Origin of the sequence: Rhodococcus sp. IEGM 1307 (assembly GCF_030056915.1) — a bacterium.
Classification (GTDB): Bacteria; Actinomycetota; Actinomycetes; order Mycobacteriales; family Mycobacteriaceae; genus Rhodococcus_F; species Rhodococcus_F opacus_D.
In genome coordinates, this window is the sequence record NZ_JASHKW010000021.1 from 22847 (window position 1) to 38674 (window position 15828).

13 protein-coding genes and 4 pseudogenes are annotated in these 15828 nt (G+C 63.7%); 8 read left to right on the plus strand and 9 right to left on the minus strand.

Annotated features, from left to right (window positions below; all coding sequences use genetic code 11):
• Positions 1-209 precede the first annotated feature (209 nt).
• Positions 210-488 (minus strand): annotated as a pseudogene (locus QM841_RS32260) (transposase); the annotation flags it as partial.
• Between the two features lie 66 nt (positions 489-554).
• Between QM841_RS32260 and QM841_RS32265 the strand changes: the two are divergent.
• A pseudogene (locus tag QM841_RS32265) lies at positions 555-806 on the plus strand (AMP-binding protein); the annotation flags it as partial.
• Positions 807-873: 67 nt separating this feature from the next.
• On the opposite strand, the gene QM841_RS32270 reads toward QM841_RS32265, so the two are convergent.
• The 5 genes and pseudogenes from QM841_RS32270 to QM841_RS32290 form a co-directional block, all read right to left on the minus strand.
• Positions 874-1476 carry a TetR/AcrR family transcriptional regulator gene (locus QM841_RS32270; protein WP_283335185.1) on the minus strand — a complete coding sequence of 201 codons (603 nt, stop codon included), beginning with the start codon at positions 1474-1476 and terminating at the stop codon, positions 874-876.
• A gap of 395 nt (positions 1477-1871) precedes the next feature.
• The gene (locus tag QM841_RS32275; protein ID WP_283335106.1) at positions 1872-2738 is read right to left on the minus strand and encodes an alpha/beta fold hydrolase; all 867 of its coding nucleotides are present in this window, start codon (positions 2736-2738) and stop codon (positions 1872-1874) included.
• 105 nt (positions 2739-2843) lie between these two features.
• Positions 2844-3839 (minus strand): NADP-dependent oxidoreductase, encoded by a 996-nt coding sequence (locus tag QM841_RS32280; RefSeq protein ID WP_283335107.1) that lies wholly within the window; start codon positions 3837-3839, stop codon positions 2844-2846.
• A gap of 891 nt (positions 3840-4730) precedes the next feature.
• Positions 4731-5056 (minus strand): annotated as a pseudogene (locus tag QM841_RS32285) (transposase); the annotation flags it as partial.
• 83 nt (positions 5057-5139) lie between these two features.
• Positions 5140-7518 (minus strand): winged helix-turn-helix domain-containing protein, encoded by a 2379-nt coding sequence (locus tag QM841_RS32290; protein ID WP_283335108.1) that lies wholly within the window; start codon positions 7516-7518, stop codon positions 5140-5142.
• A gap of 76 nt (positions 7519-7594) precedes the next feature.
• On the opposite strand from QM841_RS32290, the gene QM841_RS32295 reads away from it, so the two are divergent.
• From QM841_RS32295 to QM841_RS32325, 7 genes are all read left to right on the plus strand, one after another.
• Positions 7595-8485, plus strand: a complete 891-nt coding sequence (locus QM841_RS32295) for a carbohydrate ABC transporter permease (RefSeq protein WP_283335109.1) — start codon at positions 7595-7597, stop codon at positions 8483-8485.
• Positions 8482-9855: an ABC transporter substrate-binding protein gene (locus tag QM841_RS32300; RefSeq protein WP_283335110.1), complete on the plus strand. Its 1374-nt coding sequence runs from the start codon at positions 8482-8484 to the stop codon at positions 9853-9855. Before QM841_RS32295 ends, QM841_RS32300 begins: the two co-directional genes overlap by 4 nt.
• Positions 9856-10101: 246 nt before the next feature.
• A complete protein-coding gene (locus tag QM841_RS32305) occupies positions 10102-11184 on the plus strand; it encodes an ABC transporter ATP-binding protein (RefSeq protein WP_005256922.1) in 1083 nt (360 codons plus the stop codon).
• Positions 11185-11331: 147 nt separating this feature from the next.
• Positions 11332-12522, plus strand: coding sequence for an ester cyclase (locus QM841_RS32310; RefSeq protein WP_283335111.1), 1191 nt, complete (start codon positions 11332-11334; stop codon positions 12520-12522).
• 263 nt (positions 12523-12785) lie between these two features.
• Complete coding sequence (locus tag QM841_RS43220; protein ID WP_349307436.1) at positions 12786-13238, plus strand: hypothetical protein; 453 nt, start codon at positions 12786-12788, stop codon at positions 13236-13238.
• Between the two features lie 227 nt (positions 13239-13465).
• Entirely contained in the window at positions 13466-13840 is a 375-nt protein-coding gene (locus QM841_RS32320; protein ID WP_283335112.1) for a TA system antitoxin ParD family protein, read from the plus strand.
• The gene (locus QM841_RS32325) at positions 13837-14418 is read left to right on the plus strand and encodes an ATPase (protein WP_283335113.1); all 582 of its coding nucleotides are present in this window, start codon (positions 13837-13839) and stop codon (positions 14416-14418) included. The genes QM841_RS32320 and QM841_RS32325 overlap by 4 nt, the downstream gene beginning before the upstream one ends.
• Before the next feature lie 168 nt (positions 14419-14586).
• On the opposite strand, the pseudogene QM841_RS32330 reads toward QM841_RS32325, so the two are convergent.
• The 3 genes and pseudogenes from QM841_RS32330 to QM841_RS32340 form a co-directional block, all read right to left on the minus strand.
• Positions 14587-14799, minus strand: a pseudogene (locus QM841_RS32330) (transposase); the annotation flags it as partial.
• A 197-nt stretch (positions 14800-14996) separates the two neighbouring features.
• Entirely contained in the window at positions 14997-15524 is a 528-nt protein-coding gene (locus QM841_RS32335) for a MaoC family dehydratase (RefSeq protein WP_283335114.1), read from the minus strand.
• A 133-nt stretch (positions 15525-15657) separates the two neighbouring features.
• Positions 15658-15822, minus strand: coding sequence for a hypothetical protein (locus QM841_RS32340; protein ID WP_283335115.1), 165 nt, complete (start codon positions 15820-15822; stop codon positions 15658-15660).
• Positions 15823-15828 lie beyond the last annotated feature (6 nt).

Sequence of the window (15828 nt, forward strand, 5' to 3'; positions counted from 1 at the left end):
TGTGCACTGCTGGGTGTGGCGAGTGAGTCTCGGCATCCACGTTACGACGGCCTGTATGTGCGGGTCCGGCCCCTATCAGCGATCACTCATCGCCTGTCCACCTCGGTGACATCACAAAATTGATCATTGTGCGACAGGTTGACGTAGTCATGCCGAGGTGTCCAGTTCAGTGGTCGGAAGCGGGTTGTTTCCGACTACGAAAAGGGTAACGGGTTGACGTCCCTCGATAGGTAGGCCACCGCCCGGCGCATCACCTCCGCTTCCTGTTCGAGCAGCCGGATACGTTTGCGGGCCTCGCGGAGCTCGTCGGATTCGTCTCGTGTGAGGCCCGGTCGGGTGCCGTCCTCGATGTCGGCCTTGCGCAGCCAGTTCTTCAGGCAAGTCTCGGAGATCCCGAAATCTTTCGCGATCTGCTCCAGCGGGGCTTCGCGTTTGCGGGCCACGGCGACGACGTCGCGGCGGAACTCCTCCGGGTACGGCTTTGGCATGTCGATCATCCTTCCACCGTGAGGGCGGATCCCTCACAGGTCAGGTGTCAACCAGAGCCGGGGCAGTCCCTACTGGTCGAACGAGGCATCCAGCCCGGCGACAAGATTGCCCTCAGCAGCCCCAACATCCCGTGGTTTCCCATCATGTACTACGGGGCTCTCAAGGCGGGCGCCGTCGTCGTCCCCCTCAACGTTCTCTTGAAGACCCGTGAGATCGCCTACCAACTCGCCGATTCCGACGCCGTGGCGTACTTCTGCTTCGAAGGCACCCCGGCCCTGCCCATGGGCGCCGAAGGACACAGCGGATTCCTCGAGTCCAGCGCCAAGCACCGTAACCCCGGAACGTGCAAGGCGGTTACGGAGGTATTCAATTCTGTACGAGGTTTCAGTGCTGGAGGAGGACACGAACCTGGTGTTCGATGTCCTGCACTATGTCGTCGACGGTGCTGGCGATGTTGGTCGTGGCCGCCATGCTGAGGAGCATGATCGCGGATACGATGTGTGCCAACGTGGCTGCATCGCGTGCGCTGACACTCTCGTCGCGGTTCAATACGGCAGCGATCGCTTCCTCGGTCTGCACGGTCAGGTCAAGCGCGTCACGATGATGGGGTTCCTCAGGGTCACCGAACACGATTTCCCGCAAATAGGTTCGCCCGTTGTCGATCTGGGTTCGGTTACATTCCACGACCGGACGGACGATCGCGATCACCGCCTCGAGCACGTCGGTCGTGCTCTCAGCGGCCACCCTGCCTCTGGTGAGCGCGTCGGCATAACTGGAGTTCTGCACGAGCAGAAGAAGCTCACTCTTGGTCTTCGCATAGAGGAACAGCGTCCCGGTACCGATGTCGGCTTTGTCCGCGATCTGCTGAGTGGTGACCTCGTCGACCCCGTGCTCGGTGAAGAGCTCGCGAGCGGCCGCGGTGATGCGGTCGAGCTTTTGCTGCTTGTTCCGCTCGCGACGACCGACCGACCGGGGTGTGACTGACATGACGGGGAATCCTTCGGATTTAGATTCTTGACTGTGCTCGGTTCTGAGTATAGTCACCCGGGTCTGGAGATGCATCGCCCTCGCGCACCATCCCTCGTCGACGTGGATGGCCTAGCATGCTCGACTCCAGTCTGCGGCGACCTTCCTTGACCGATCGACGTAAACGATCAACCCTCATGTGACCAGTTCCCCACTCTGGCAGCCGTTCACACTCGGCGGCGTGGACGTGCGGGCTCAGTCATGGCACCTGGTCGGTGAGCTCGCCACGCTGAACCTGGCCTACCTACACATTGACTACATCGGCGACGACCAACTGCTCCGCTCGTTTCGCGATGTATGGCCAACCGCGCTGCTTCGTAGTGTCTCGTGCGCACGAACACGATGCACGTGCCCGGTCAGTGGGCGAGGAACTCGAGCACTGCGGGGACGAACTTGTCGTGGTTCTGGAAGATGCCGCCGTGACCCGAGTCGGGGTAGATGATGAGCTCGGAGCCCTTGATTCGGTGGTGGAGGTCGCCGGAGAGTACCGAGGGCACCATTCGGTCGTTATCGCCGTTGGCGATCAGGGTGGGCTGAGTGATCGTGGACAGATCGACCGGCGTTGCCCGGCCCCACTTCTTGATCGCTTTCAGCTGTGTCTGAAATGCTTTCACTTTGATGGATGCGTCGCGGTCGGCAGTGCGCTCTTCGAGGCGCTTCACGAACGCTTTCGCGGCACGTTTGCCGGTGGCGTTGCGGTTGAAGAACAGGAACTCCTTCGGGTCCGACCGAGTCAGGGTCGCCCGCAGCGTGTCGTAATAGGTGGTGCCTGCGACCTTGTCGATGTTCCTCCCACCGGCAGGGCCGGTGCCGGCAAGAATCAGCTTGCGCACCAGTTCAGGGTGTTTGACGACGAGGTCCTGGGCGATCATGCCGCCGAGAGAGAACGAGAAAATATCGACCTTGTCGAAGCCGAGGGCGTTGATGAACGTCACGGCATCGTCGGCCATCGCCTCGATGCTGTCGGGAACGGTGCCGGTGGAGGCACCGACGCCACGGTTGTCGAAAGCGATGACATGGTGATTCTTGGCTATGGGATCGATGATGCGGGGGTCCCAGTTGTCCAGGGTCGCGGCGAGGTGGACGAAGAAGACGACGGGGATTCCGCCTTTCGGTCCCAGCTCACGATACGCGTAGGTGACTCCGCCCGCGGTGACGGTGCGTGCCGGAGCGTCTCTGTACGTGGTGGTGATGTTCTCGGGTGTGTGGTTGCTGGTGTTCATGATGTTCCCTTGCGCTGTCGACTGCCGTTCGTGTTGTGAGGTGGTGCTATTCGTGCTGTGAGATTGGCGTAAAGACGGGATGGTTGGTCCGGTCGGTGCGTACGGTCAGGTGTTGCTGATCACGGATTTGCCGCGGATGCCGCCTGGCTCGAGCCGCCCAAGAGCCTCGATGGTCTGATCGAATGGGAAGACACGTCCGACGACTGGACGTAGCGCCCCGGTGTCGACCAGGTGCGCGATGCGGCGTAGCTGATCGCCGTCGGCGCGCATGAAGAGGAACTGGTAGTTCACACCCAGCTTTCGCGCTTGGCGGCGAATGCGGTTGCTGAGGGCGATGGTCGCCAGGCGCAGTATCGGGTTCAGCCCGGCCTCACGAGCAAAGGCCGGGTCCGGGGGTCCGGCGATCCCGACCGCCGTGCCACCCGGCTTCAACACACGCAGCGACTTCTCGAGATTCTTCCCGCCCAGGCTGTCCAGAACCAGGTCGTAGCCACCCAGGACCTGCTCGAAGTCTTCGCTGCGGTAGTCGACGACGGTGTCGGCACCGAGTTCGCGGACAAAGTCGGCGTTGGTGGCGCTGGCCGTGGTCGCGACAATCGCACCCAGGTGCTTGGCGAGCTGGATCGCGATCGACCCGACTCCCCCTGCACCGGCGTGGATAAGGACCTTCTGCCCGGGCTGTACGTTGCCGCGCTCGACGAGTGCCTGCCACGCGGTCAACGCCACCAAGGGAAGCGAACCCGCCTCCTCCATGCTGATCGATGCCGGTTTCAACGCCAGATCGGTCTCGGCGACGGCAATACGTTCGGCGAACGTGCCGATGCGGTCCTTGTCCGGCCGGGCAAATACCTCGTCACCGGCCTTGAATCCCCGTACCCGCGCGCCGACCCGGATGACGGTGCCGGCCACGTCGTTGCCGAGGATCAGCGGCAGCGTGTACGGCAGGATCTGCTTGAATTCGCCCGCCCGGATCTTTTCGTCGAGTTGATTGAGTCCGGCGGCCTGCACTTGGACGAGCACATCACCCTCCCCGACTACGGGCTCGGGCACGTCCCGCTCCTGCAGTGGACCCTTGTACTTGTCGACGACGAACGCTCTCATAGCGTGATACTCCTTCTTCGGTGATGGACCCGGGCTGACGCAGGGCACGCTGCTCACGGCAGAGGAAGTCCCTTTCGGCGGCGCCGAACTCGCGGTGAGTTTGGAAAGTCGACCCCAATGACCGGAATCTGGGTACAACCATTTGTGCGCCCGGCAGACGGCGCGCCACCTCGGTGGCATTCGCGACCGGCACCATCGGTTCACGGTCACCATGAACGATGAGCACTGGCCATGTCCATCTCGTGAGCTTCACTCCGCACCCTAGCCGAGTAAACTCAATTATGAGTGTGCTCATAACCCTTGTCAAGGTCTGGCCTCGAAGCCGATCCGATGCCGGAAACGAACCGGCCAGGCTGAAATCGCGCTAGTTCTCTCAATCCCGCTACGTGCTCGGGTTCGTCGGTGTTCACCGGCGACCTTCCCTCCTGACCTTCCAGTCCTTCCACTAAGGCGGTTCCCACGTTCACCAGGTGATCGATCGGTCAGGGAGCACCCAGCTGTACTCCGGCAGCATCGCCGCGCCTACGCCGCAGACATTCGGCGCGGCCTCCTCACCGCTCGAGACACACGGCTTCGGAGTCGAAACCCGGGTCGAACGGCCCAGGTTCGGTGCGCTGCATACCGGCCCGATATCCACCAGGTTTGAGCCGGCTTCCCGTTTATGGAGCGTCTACCACTGGTTCGCTCGCGCTGTACCTTCTGACCTTGCTCAGCGAGCCCGCACCGTCTGGTAGTTCCGGCGCGACTCGCCTTCGTCGGGGCCGCTTGCCACCCTTGACCATCGTTCCCCGGCAAGGGCTGCCCCAGCTTCACTCAGGCCACTGCGACGACCCGAGGGAGGCGGTCTTTCACCACCTCTCGACCAACCCAGCGCCTCGTGGCGCACGTCTCGCCCGCGAAATATTGCGCGGCCTTGCGCAGGATCTCCCGCTCGGCCTCGAGCTTCCGGATCTGGGTCTTGAGCTGCCTGTTCTCGTCCTCCAACACGGACTCGGACGGTACCTCGCCTGGCCGGGACGCCAGCCGCGCCGCCCCGCTGGCCCGGAGCTCGGCCGTGGAGGCGCCGGTGCGTTTGCGTTCGGCCCGTACCCGGTTGCGCAGGGTCTCGCGACTGACGCCCAGGTCGTTGCCGATGCCCTCGAAGGTGTGCTCGGATAGGACAGATACAGCGCGACGGCCTCGGCCTTGAACTCCGCCGAGTACACCTTCATCGCCATCAGTGACATCTCTTCCTCCGGGACCCTCACGCCCCGGTGTTCACGACGTCCTCACTCAGGGGGAACCCCCTTTTAAGCGATAGCTAAAGGGGTGGCACACCGTTTGACTCAGCGGCGGTGATCGCATCGGTCAGAAACGCGGTCGAGACATTCGACCATTCGGAATTTCCCACGCCCTGCGCTCGGTCGGCCCGTACGGCGGTGAGGATGGAGACAACCCGAGGTCCTCCATCGACGAGGAAGCGGATCAGGCCAAATTCGGAGCATTTCACGGCGGCATCGGCGAGGACTTGCTTCGCTTCTTCGATTCGGCCTTCCGCCGAGAGTGCTGCGCTTAAAAGGAGATTGGCCTGCAATTGAGATCGAGGTCTGCCCTGTTCGGTGAACTTCGTGACCATGGCTCGCGCTCCTGCGGAGGCGAGTGTCGAATCGGAGCCCGACCCACTGGCCATGAGCGCGCGCAGCCGCGATGTCTCCTCATATTCTGCAGCGATCTGCAGGATCCCGTTCGTCTGCACCGCGCCGCCGCGAGGTTGATTCGTGTGCGACAGCGTGGCGAGTCCCCACCGGACTCTCTCGGCAGTGATCGCCGCTCTCAACCGCGGCAACGAGTGCGCTTCGGAGATTCTCTCTCCTTCGTCCAGGCGACGGCTCGCGAGGCCGAGATCGCCCCGCAAGGCCTTGATCCGAGAGCCGGTGACGTATGCGGCCAGAGTGATATCGACTACTCCTCCTTCGGCCCCGAGCATGTAACACTCGTCCAGTAGATGTTCGGCCTCGTCGATGTCACCACGCTCGTACAGCAGGTCACCCAGGAGTCCGCCCGCGAGCCGAGATGCAGGGGACTGTGTACCGGCCGGGTCTCTCGCTCCGTGCAGAGCTTGCCGGAAGCTCTCTTCGGCCCTGTCGATGTCGAGCTGCTCGTGCGCTGCGATGCCGGCGAAGCAATATCCGTACATCGCACTGAATGGACCGGTCGTGCGGAGGTGGTACTCGATGGCCCAGTCCTGCCACCGCCGAGCGCCATCGAAGTCGAACCTGTACAGCGCAACCCAGGATGCGACGTCCGCGGCGGTCGACACGACCCACGGTGGCAGTGATTCCGGTTGCGCCAAACTCGCCGCGATCAGATCGTCCACACCGTCGATTCGGTCGGCGAAGACTTCCACCACGCCCCGAATCACGGAGGCCATCACGCGAAGTTCTGCAGTGTCGGAGTCGCTCGCAGAACCGCCGTCGAGTGCGGACTCCGCCAGTTGCAGCGCACCTGCCGCGGCCCCGGATCGTCGCAGGAGATTGTTTGCGGAGGCGACGAGGATCTGCAACAGGGGTCTCGAGGCGGCGACCTGCGGCGGGAGTTTCGCAACGAGACCTAGCAGCGTCGACATCTGTGAATGTTCTAGAAGATTCGTACCGGCTTCCTCGACCAACACCACGGCCCGATTGCCGTCTCCCGCGGCCAGCGCATGGTCGACGGCTTGACTGAGCAATCGGTGATCGGCAAACCACTCGGATGCAGTTCTATGGAGCTGAGCAATCCGGTCCGGGTGCTCACGCTCCAACCGTCGCCGAAGGTAGTCGGCGAACATCGTTTGGTACTGGAACCACCGTTTGCCCTCATCGACGCCGTGCAAGAACAGATCGAGACGCTCGACTTCCTCCAGCATGGCCTGTCCGTGAGCTACCTGGGCGAGAGCCGATGCCAATCCGCCGCAGATACGTTCGGGGACCGAGGTGACGAGGAGAAAGTCGAGCATCTGCGGTTCCAGTCGGTCGAGGACGTTCTCGGCCAGGTACTCGCCGATTGCGTGATGGCGACCCGTCAGCTGCCCGATCAGTGCGGACGAATCCGTCGTGCCCCGTAGCGACAACGCCGCCAACTGAAGAGCGGCGGCCCAACCGTCTGTCGTCGTGGTCAGCCGCACTACATCGTCGGTCCCGAGCTCGATGCCGCCCAATTCGATGAGCAACGACTGCGCCTCCGCAGGGGTGAACCGCAGCGCCGAGGGATCGATCTCGACCAGCTCGTCGCGTACCCGCATCCTGCTCAACGCCAGATTGGACTGATTCCTGCTCGTCACCACCAGCTGGAGGTGATGGCAGCCGTGATCGAGAAGAAATTCCAGGGCGGCGATCGTGCCTGCGTCGTCGACCCGGTCCCAGTCGTCGATCACGAGGGCCACGCGCTCCCCCCTCTCGTGAATCTCGTCGATCAACGACACGAGGACATACTGCTCGGCCTCATCCCCGTGTTCCTCGAGCACCTGTCCCAGCTCCGCGGCCAAACTCGGTTGCACGACCCGAATCGCCTCGATCACGTGACCGAGAAACCACACCACATTGTTGTCGTCGTGATCAACGGTCAGCCATGCCACCGTGACCCCCTCCGCCACCAGCCCGTCGCGCCACTGCACGGCCAGGGTGCTCTTGCCGAACCCCGTCGGCGCGTGAATGACGATCAACCGTCTGGATCCTCGTCGTGATCCTCGGGGCCCTCGCCGCCGGGTACCTCTGGCTCATGGGAAGGCAGGAGTCGAAATGACCGACACACTCGACCGCGAAGGCGCGCGGACACGCCCCGCCGTACTCAAGCGGCGCAGGCCCCGCAAGACCGGTAAGCAGACCGCGCTCGGGGTCGCCCGGCTACTCGCCACGCTCGTCATCCTGTTCTTCGTGCTGTTCCCGATCCTGTGGTTGGCGCTGACCGCGTTCAAGCCGGAGAGGGAGGTATTCACCACCTCGATCCTCTTCCGCCCCTCACTGGACAATTTTCGCGGAATCATCGGTGGTGCCAACGATCTGGTGCACCCGATGTTCAACAGCATCATCATCGCGGTGATCACCACCGTCATCTCGGTACCGCTGGCCCTGCTGGCCGCCTATGCGTTTTCCCGGTACCGGTTTCCCGGTGCGAAGTCCGTTCTTCTGGGAATCGTGGCCACCCAATTCATTCCGGGTGTCGCGATCGCCCTCCCCTTCCTCACGATGTTCCGCGATCTCGGCCTGCTGGACACCCACCTCGCCCTGATCGTCACCAATCTCGCGATCGTCGTTCCCTACAACACCTGGTTGCTCAAGGGGTTCGTCGACGGACTGCCCATCGAGGTCGAGGAGGCCGCAAGACTGGACGGATGTGGGCAGCTGATGCTGCTGTGGCGCGTCATCACCCCGCTCGCCGCCCCTGGGATCTTCGTCTCGGTGGTTTTCGCCTTCCTCCTGTCCTGGAACGAATTCCTCTTCCCGACCTTCCTTGCCAGGGCCAACGCCATCACCCTGCCCGTCTCTCTGATGACGCTCGATCAACCCGACGGCGTCGAGTGGGGTCAGATGGCGGCGGCCGGTCTGCTCGTGATGGTTCCGATGATCATCCTCGCCACCCTTGTCCGCAAGCACTTCGCACAGGGCATGACACTAGGAGCGGTCAAATGACCCGAAAGACTCCTCGCCTCCGGAGCCTCGTTCCGGCCGCAATCGCCCTCGTACTCGCACTACTCGCGTCTGCCTGCGGATCCGGTCCCATCACCAAGGACTTCGCATCCCAGGTCAAATCCGGGCCGGTCGACGAACTCGGTCTCCTCGAAGGCAAACCCTACGAGGGAACCCACATCCGCTTCCTCACCTGCTGCACCGCGGTGCCGCAGTTCGCCGCATTGAACGAGCGGACGAAGCAATTTACCGAACGCACCGGCATCACCGTCGAATGGTCCAACATCCCCTACGCCGCGTTCCTGCAGAAGATCGTCGCCGAAAGTGCTATCGGCGGCGGCACCTACGACGTTCTGATTTGGCCCGACGCTTGGGGGCCCTCGCTGAAGATCGGCGTCCAGCCCCTCGATGAGGTCATGAAGAATGACGGCATCACCCTCGACGACTACTCCGGACCCTTCCGCGAAGCGGCCAGCGCGGGCGACCCGACGGCCACCTACGGTCTGCCCTTTCGCGGATTCTCCTACAACCTCTTCTACCGCAAGGACATCTACGCCCAACTCGGCCTGGAGCCGCCCACCACCTGGGACGAGTACTACCAGCAGTTGGAGCTGATCAAGAACCGCACCGACAAGAATCCGCTCGCCGGCCAGTTCAGCCGCAACAACGGCCAAGACCTCTATACCTGGCTGACGATGCTGTGGAGCAACGGAGCCGAACTGTTCGACGACAGCGGAGCCCCTGCGTTCACCAGTCCCGCAGCCGTCGCCGCCACGCAGAAGTATCTGGAGACGATGCGCCAGGGATACACACCGCCGGAGTCCACCAACTGGGGTGAGCTCGAGTCCACGACCAATTTCCTGAAGGGGAACGCCGCGACCGTGCTGACATGGTCTTGGCACCTCGAAGACTTCACCAATCCCGGCAAGGCTGCCCCCGAACTCGGCGGCAACGTCGGAGTCGCGTCGCTACCTGGTTTCCCGGGCCAGGACCCGGCGAGCTATGCCTACACCTGGCTCACCGGGGTCCTCAACACCTCCCAGCACCAAGGCGCGGCATGGGAATACGTCAAATGGATCACCCACGCCGATACCGAACGTGAGATCGCCCTCGACAAGACCGATCCGGCGACCACCACCGGTATCACGGTCCACAACTCGAACATGCTCGAACCGCAGGTCAACGCAGCCAACCAAGGGCTTCCCCAGATTCAGTACAACACTCTGCAATCGGCGCGGGCGATACCGATGAATCTCGACTGGCCACGCATCATGGACATCCTCGCCGTCACCGTCAACGAAATGGCGAACGGCGCAGACGTCCCCGGCAAGCTCGCCGAGACCGCAGACGAGATTCGGGAACTCGACCGATGACCACCGACACGAAGAGGTGCACCCCTCGTACCCTCCTCTCGACGCGCGGAATGAGTGGCGAACCCCATCACACGACCAGCACAAGCCGTCTCACCACCGCACAGTTCCCGCCCGCGCTCGGCAGCAACGCCCCGGCGCGCGCCTTCGCAAGCATCGCCGACCACCGTGTGGTCCTCGACACCGCCCGCGGCACCACCCGAAACCGCTCCGTCGACCCACCGCAGACCCCTTCAGGAAGGGCATAACATGGCCACCGTCAGCTACGACAGCGCCACCCGCCGCTACCCCGGCACCGACATCGCCGCGGTCGACCAGCTCGACCTCGAGATCCAAGACGGCGAATTCCTCGTCCTGGTCGGCCCCTCCGGTTCGGGCAAGACCACCGCCCTTCGCATGCTGGCCGGACTAGAGGATATCGACGAGGGAGGAATCTCCATCGGCGGACGCGAGGTGACCGCCGTGGCACCGAAGGACCGCGACATCGCGATGGTGTTCCAGTCCTACGCGCTGTACCCCCACATGTCCGTCGGCGACAACATGGGCTTCGCGCTCAAACTCCGCGGTGAAGACAAAACGGTCGTCAAACAGAAGGTGGCCGAGGCGGCCCGCCTGCTCGACCTGACCCCATTCCTCGATCGCAAGCCCAAGGCATTGTCAGGTGGCCAGCGGCAGCGAGTGGCAATGGGACGCGCGATCGTCCGCGATCCATCGGTATTCCTGATGGACGAGCCGCTGTCCAACCTCGACGCCAAACTCCGTGTCGAGACCCGCGCCAACATCGCGGCTCTGCAGCAACGGCTGGCCACCACCACCGTGTACGTCACCCACGATCAGGTCGAGGCGATGACGATGGGGCACAGGGTGGCGGTACTCAAGGACGGCATCCTGCAACAGGCTGCCACCCCGCGCGAACTCTACGAACGGCCGGCCAACGCCTTCGTCGCGGCCTTCATCGGCTCGCCCGGAATGAACCTGACAACGGTGCCGGTGTCCGCGGTGGGCGTCGAGTTCGGCGAACTCATCGTTCCCGTTCCCCGGTCCGCCGTCTCCGGTCTGGATGACGTCACCTTCGGAATTCGGCCGGAAGCACTGCAATTGGTCGGGCCAGCCGACGACGGATTCGACCTCGCTGTCGAACTGGTCGAAGAACTCGGCGCCGACGCCTACATCTACGGCACCGTTCTGAGCACATCCGGGGCACATCGGGTCAACGTGCGCGTGGACGGCCGCACGCCGCCCCGTCTCGGTCAGACGGTACGGGTCGGTCTCCGCAACGTGGCCGAAACGCACCTTTTTCACCCGGTCACCGGGGCACGACTGCTCGGTTGAGCAACCAACCAACCGCCGACGGCGCCGCCCCAGATCGGCTTTCGTCCGGTGACCCTGCACGATGCGACCGAAACCGCGTCTCGTAGATCCCGACCAGCGCGCGCTCGCAGCGCGCGCTCATCACCATAATCTCGAAGGACACTCACCATGCCCAAGACTGACGACCAGTCGTCCGCCATCGCTGCAACGGCTACCAACGGCAATGCCGCTCCGACGACGGCGAAATCCGGTTCGACTCGCATCATGCCGCCGAACTTCGACATCGCCGTCCGACCCGCCAACGGCGCGGACATGCCCGGTTATCCCACCGGAGACCGTCGACACTCGATGCGCGGCTTCGAAGACCAGTACACCGACATCGTCGACTACATCGTCCGTATCACCCATCGCATCTGGGAGGACCAGGACGTGGGCTACATCTACGACACCTACGCCCCCGGATGCCGGGTCTCGAACGACAGCGGATTCGCTTTCGGTGTCGAACACATGGTGGAAGGCACTATCCAATCGATCAACGCCTTCCCCGATCTGCGCGTGTACTCCGACGACGTGATCTGGGCCGGCGACGACGAGCAGGGATTCGTCACCTCCCACCGGGCGATCAACATCGGCCACCACACCGGACCGTGGCAATGGGGGCCGGCGACCGGCCGCAAACTCGAAACCTGGGTTATCGCGAACTGTCTCGTGCGCGAGAACGAGATCGTCGAGGAATGGGTTCTCTACAACATGGGCGCCAAGCTCAAACAGCTCGGCATCGACGTCGTAGACGCCGCGCGGGCCTACGGCAACAACGGAGGCACCGCGCCGTTGACTGAACGCGACTACACCGAGGTCGCCCGGCTGGCAGGGGGCCGCAAACCACTGCCCTACCCGCAGGCCAGCACCCGCACCGGCTTCGATGTCGAGCACATGGTGCGCGCACTGTTCCACGACGTGTTCAACCGGCGCGACTTCAGCGCCATCAACAAGGCATACTCCCCCACCGTCCTCTTCCACGGCACAACAAACCGGGAAGGACGCGGCCGAAACGACGTCCGCGCCTTCGCCCGCGGGCTGCTCTCGACGTTCCCCGACCTCGGGGTAGCCGTCGACGAGGTGTACTGGATGGGAAACGACCGCGACGGCTACCGAGTCTGTGTGCGGTGGACCGGCACCGGAACGCACCGCGGTTACGGGTTCTACGGAACACCGACAGGACGTCGAGCTCACCTCTGGGGGATTACCCAGTTGTACATCGCCGACGGTCGCATCATCGAAGAGTGGAACCTGTTCAACGAATTCGACGTTCTCGCACAGCTTCTCCGAGACGACGAATCAGCAGAATTTCTCCGCTGACTGCAGCACCCGATCGATAGAGGCTCCAGCGGAGGGCGATGCGCACTCGAGGAGTGCAGGGGCGCGAGCTGGCGCGGTGGCAGATCCTGACTGTAGGTCGGGAAGCCAATGAGCAGAACGGTTTCCCGCTCGGTGTTCTTCTTCGTCACCTTGGTCAAGGTGCTCCGGCCCCAGCTCCCGCCCGTCAATCCGTGTATGCGGTTCTCCCGCACACGGCTTACGGACGTCGTTCACCGCAGGCGTTCGGTCTCTCCGGCCAAGCCTTGACGGGCCTTGGAGCGACGACAGTCCCGCCGGCGACGCACGTCCCGGAACGGGATCGGCGGATTCTGGCGGTCATCGGGACCCGCCGGATCGAGGCCGCAGACGCTTTCGACGAACTGGTGACTGCGGCCCGAAGTCACGGCGTGTCCGTCTTCACGCTCGCCGAGGCCCTGGTTGCCCTCGCCAGCGGGAACGAGCTGCACGAGCCCACCGCCGCCCGCGCAGCCCGCGCCGAATGGGACGCACTGTTCTGGCCCACGCGACGACGCGAGCGGGGGATGAAACGGTTCGCCTCGCCCGGGCAGGCGCAGCGGTTCCTCTCGGCGTTCGGCGGCATCGCGGGGCACTTTCAGGCGCGGCGACACCTGCTCACCGCTTCCGAATGGCGACGCGAGACGACTTACCGATTCGCCGTGTGGAACACGGTCACCGGTGTCTCTGCCGCAGCCTGAACGATGCGACTCCGACAGGGCCCCTCACCCGGCTCCATACTCGCGGATCCAGCCCTGGGCCGGCCAAGTTGACGATGCCGCCGACGGTGTCCCCCGATCAACTCGCCGATAACAGGAAAGTGCCAGCAGCAGGCCTGCTCAGAAAGGCTTCGGAAGTGACCTAAGGCACCGCACCCACCTGGGCTGTTGCAGACTGCTACAGTGGTGTCGAGAGGAAGGTTCCCGACATGGCAAGTACATCTCCGACTCGAATCGACAACGAGCTGTATGCATCGGCGAAACTGGTCGGTGGACGGATGAGTCGCAGCGCCGCGCAACAGATTGCGCACTGGGCGCGGATCGGCCGCGAACTGGAAGCCTCCCACAGCGTTTCCTACCGCGACGTCGCCGACGTCCTGGACGGCCGACGCGACTACGACGAGCTGACCGACCGGGAACAGGCGGTCGTCCGTGCGGAATGGACCGAGCGAATCACCGAGCGCCGAGAAGGACTGGACCTGGCAGAACAGTTCGCCCACTCCGGCCGTTCCTATGTCGAGCTGGACCAACACGGGAACATCGTTCGGCACGCCGCGCACGACGGCAAGTCGGCCGGCGCTTGAGCCCTGATCCCGTCCTGCACGCCATCGCCGGACCGAACGGTGCCGGGAAGACCACGTTCTACGAGCTCGTGTTCCGCCCTGTCACGCACCTGGACTTCGTCAACGCAGACGTCATCGCCGCCGCACGTTGGCCGAACGAGGAGGCCACCCACGCGTACGAAGCGGCCGCCCTTGCAGCCGAGGAACGAGCACAGCGGATCGCCCAACGCCGATCGTTCGTCACCGAGACCGTGTTCTCCCACGAGTCGAAACTCGACCTGCTCCGCGACGCCCAACAAGCAGGATTCCACGTGACCTTGCACGTGGTCCTGATCCCGGAGGAGTTGGCCGTCGCGCGCGTGGTCGACCGTGTAGCGAACGGAGGCCACCACGTGCCCGAGGAGAAGATCCGGGCGCGGTTTGGGCGGTTGTGGAGTCTACTGCGGGCTGCGATCGCCTCCGCCGATCAAGCCTACGTATACGACAACACCACCACAGCTCACCCGTTTCGCCTTGTCGCAAGCTTCACCAATGGCAATCCGATTGACGACCCGACCTGGCCGTCCTGGACCCCGACGGCTCTGCGCGCGGACAGCTAGCCTCGACCAGTGCCGCATCAGGCAACATCTGCCTCGGTGACGATCCGGCGGAGCGTCTCGTCCGCGGCGTGCCTGTTCCGCCAGATGATGGCGCAGTCGAACCATGCTGCCCTGGTCAAGTCCCGTGAGGTGGTGTACGACGTCGTCGTGTGATTCCTCGGCTGGTGGTTATGCGGTCAGAGCCGCCGGTGTCACCTCCTCGGCGGGTTCGGATGGTGTGTGGGTTCCGCGGGAGCGGGCCAGCACGTCGAGACCGAGGTAGCGGCGGGCTTCGATCCACTCGTCGTGCTGTTCGGCGAGGACTGCGCCGACGAGCCGGATGAGGGCGGTGCGGTCGGGGAAGATCCCGACGACATCGGTCCGCCGCCGGATCTCCTTGTGAGTCTCTAACTCGGCATCGACATCCGAGCCGCCCGCAACGCCGCACTGCACGACCTCAGCAAGGAAATCGACGCCGCATCCCTCGCCGCCTACTCGGCTACACCCCCAACACCATGAACATCCACGCCGCCCGCGCGGCAATCCCAATGGGAAGCTACCCCGCGATCAAGCGCCCGAAACGATGAGCGAGCCCCCGTTCAGGAGATCTCGACAGAAGTTGATAAGGCCCTTATCCAATCGGCCCGTCGACGCACGGCGTCGCCCGAGAAGTGCGCCAAATCGATGGCCTGAGCCTTTCCCGCCACGAGGAGGGAGAAGTGCCCGGAGACGACGAGTGTGCCGTCTTGGTTGATCAATGATCCCTTGCAGGTGACGACCGCGGCCTCACCGCTGGGTCGTGGTCGGATTGCGATGACCTCGGAGACGGCGTGCACGGTGTCACCGAAGAACGTCGGGGCATGGAACCGGACCTCGTCGAGCCCGTAGAAGCACTGCAAGTAGCTCGGATGCAGTTCGACCAGTCCGAGCAGGGTGGACAGCATCAGCGCGCCGTGCGCGATCTGGCGACCGAAGCGGGTCCGCTGCGCGTACTCGGGGTCCAGGTGCAGCGGGTGCCGGTCCCAGGTCAGCTCGGCGAAGTCCTGCACGTACTCGTCGGTGATAGTGCGCGACTCGGTTGTGGTGGTATCACCGACGCGGATGTTCTCGAAGTGAGTGGAAATCAACGAATGTCCTTAGGGATTTGGCTTTTTGCGGGTCGTTATTGTGTGGAGACTGGGCGATAGGTGCCGTCGTGGTCGATGAACATGTCGATGCTGCCCCGGCTGAGGTCGGCTTCGCGGACGAAGAACACGCTGATCAGAGCCGGATCAGGTTCCGCTGTCCGTCCAGAACCGCAACCTCGACGTCGTCGTCCAGAATGAGTTGCGCTAAGGACTTGCTGGGCAAGAGCCGCTTTCGGATGATCAGGTCCGGTGGGATGTCCTGGGCACGCAGAATGCCTTCGGCGGCCACCGCGCCCATGGTCAA

Bases quoted from the DNA above. Each gene is read 5' to 3' on its own strand.
- QM841_RS32270 (WP_283335185.1), bottom strand. From the start codon at position 1,476: ATGTCAGTCACACCCCGGTCGGTCGGTCGTCGCGAGCGGAACAAGCAG.
- QM841_RS32275 (WP_283335106.1), bottom strand. From the start codon at position 2,738: ATGAACACCAGCAACCACACACCCGAGAACATCACCACCACGTACAGA.
- QM841_RS32280 (WP_283335107.1), bottom strand. From the start codon at position 3,839: ATGAGAGCGTTCGTCGTCGACAAGTACAAGGGTCCACTGCAGGAGCGG.
- QM841_RS32295 (WP_283335109.1), top strand. From the start codon at position 7,595: ATGACCGACACACTCGACCGCGAAGGCGCGCGGACACGCCCCGCCGTA.
- QM841_RS32300 (WP_283335110.1), top strand. From the start codon at position 8,482: ATGACCCGAAAGACTCCTCGCCTCCGGAGCCTCGTTCCGGCCGCAATC.
- QM841_RS32305 (WP_005256922.1), top strand. From the start codon at position 10,102: ATGGCCACCGTCAGCTACGACAGCGCCACCCGCCGCTACCCCGGCACC.
- QM841_RS32310 (WP_283335111.1), top strand. From the start codon at position 11,332: ATGCCCAAGACTGACGACCAGTCGTCCGCCATCGCTGCAACGGCTACC.
- QM841_RS32320 (WP_283335112.1), top strand. From the start codon at position 13,466: ATGGCAAGTACATCTCCGACTCGAATCGACAACGAGCTGTATGCATCG.
- QM841_RS32340 (WP_283335115.1), bottom strand. From the start codon at position 15,822: ATGGGCGCGGTGGCCGCCGAAGGCATTCTGCGTGCCCAGGACATCCCA.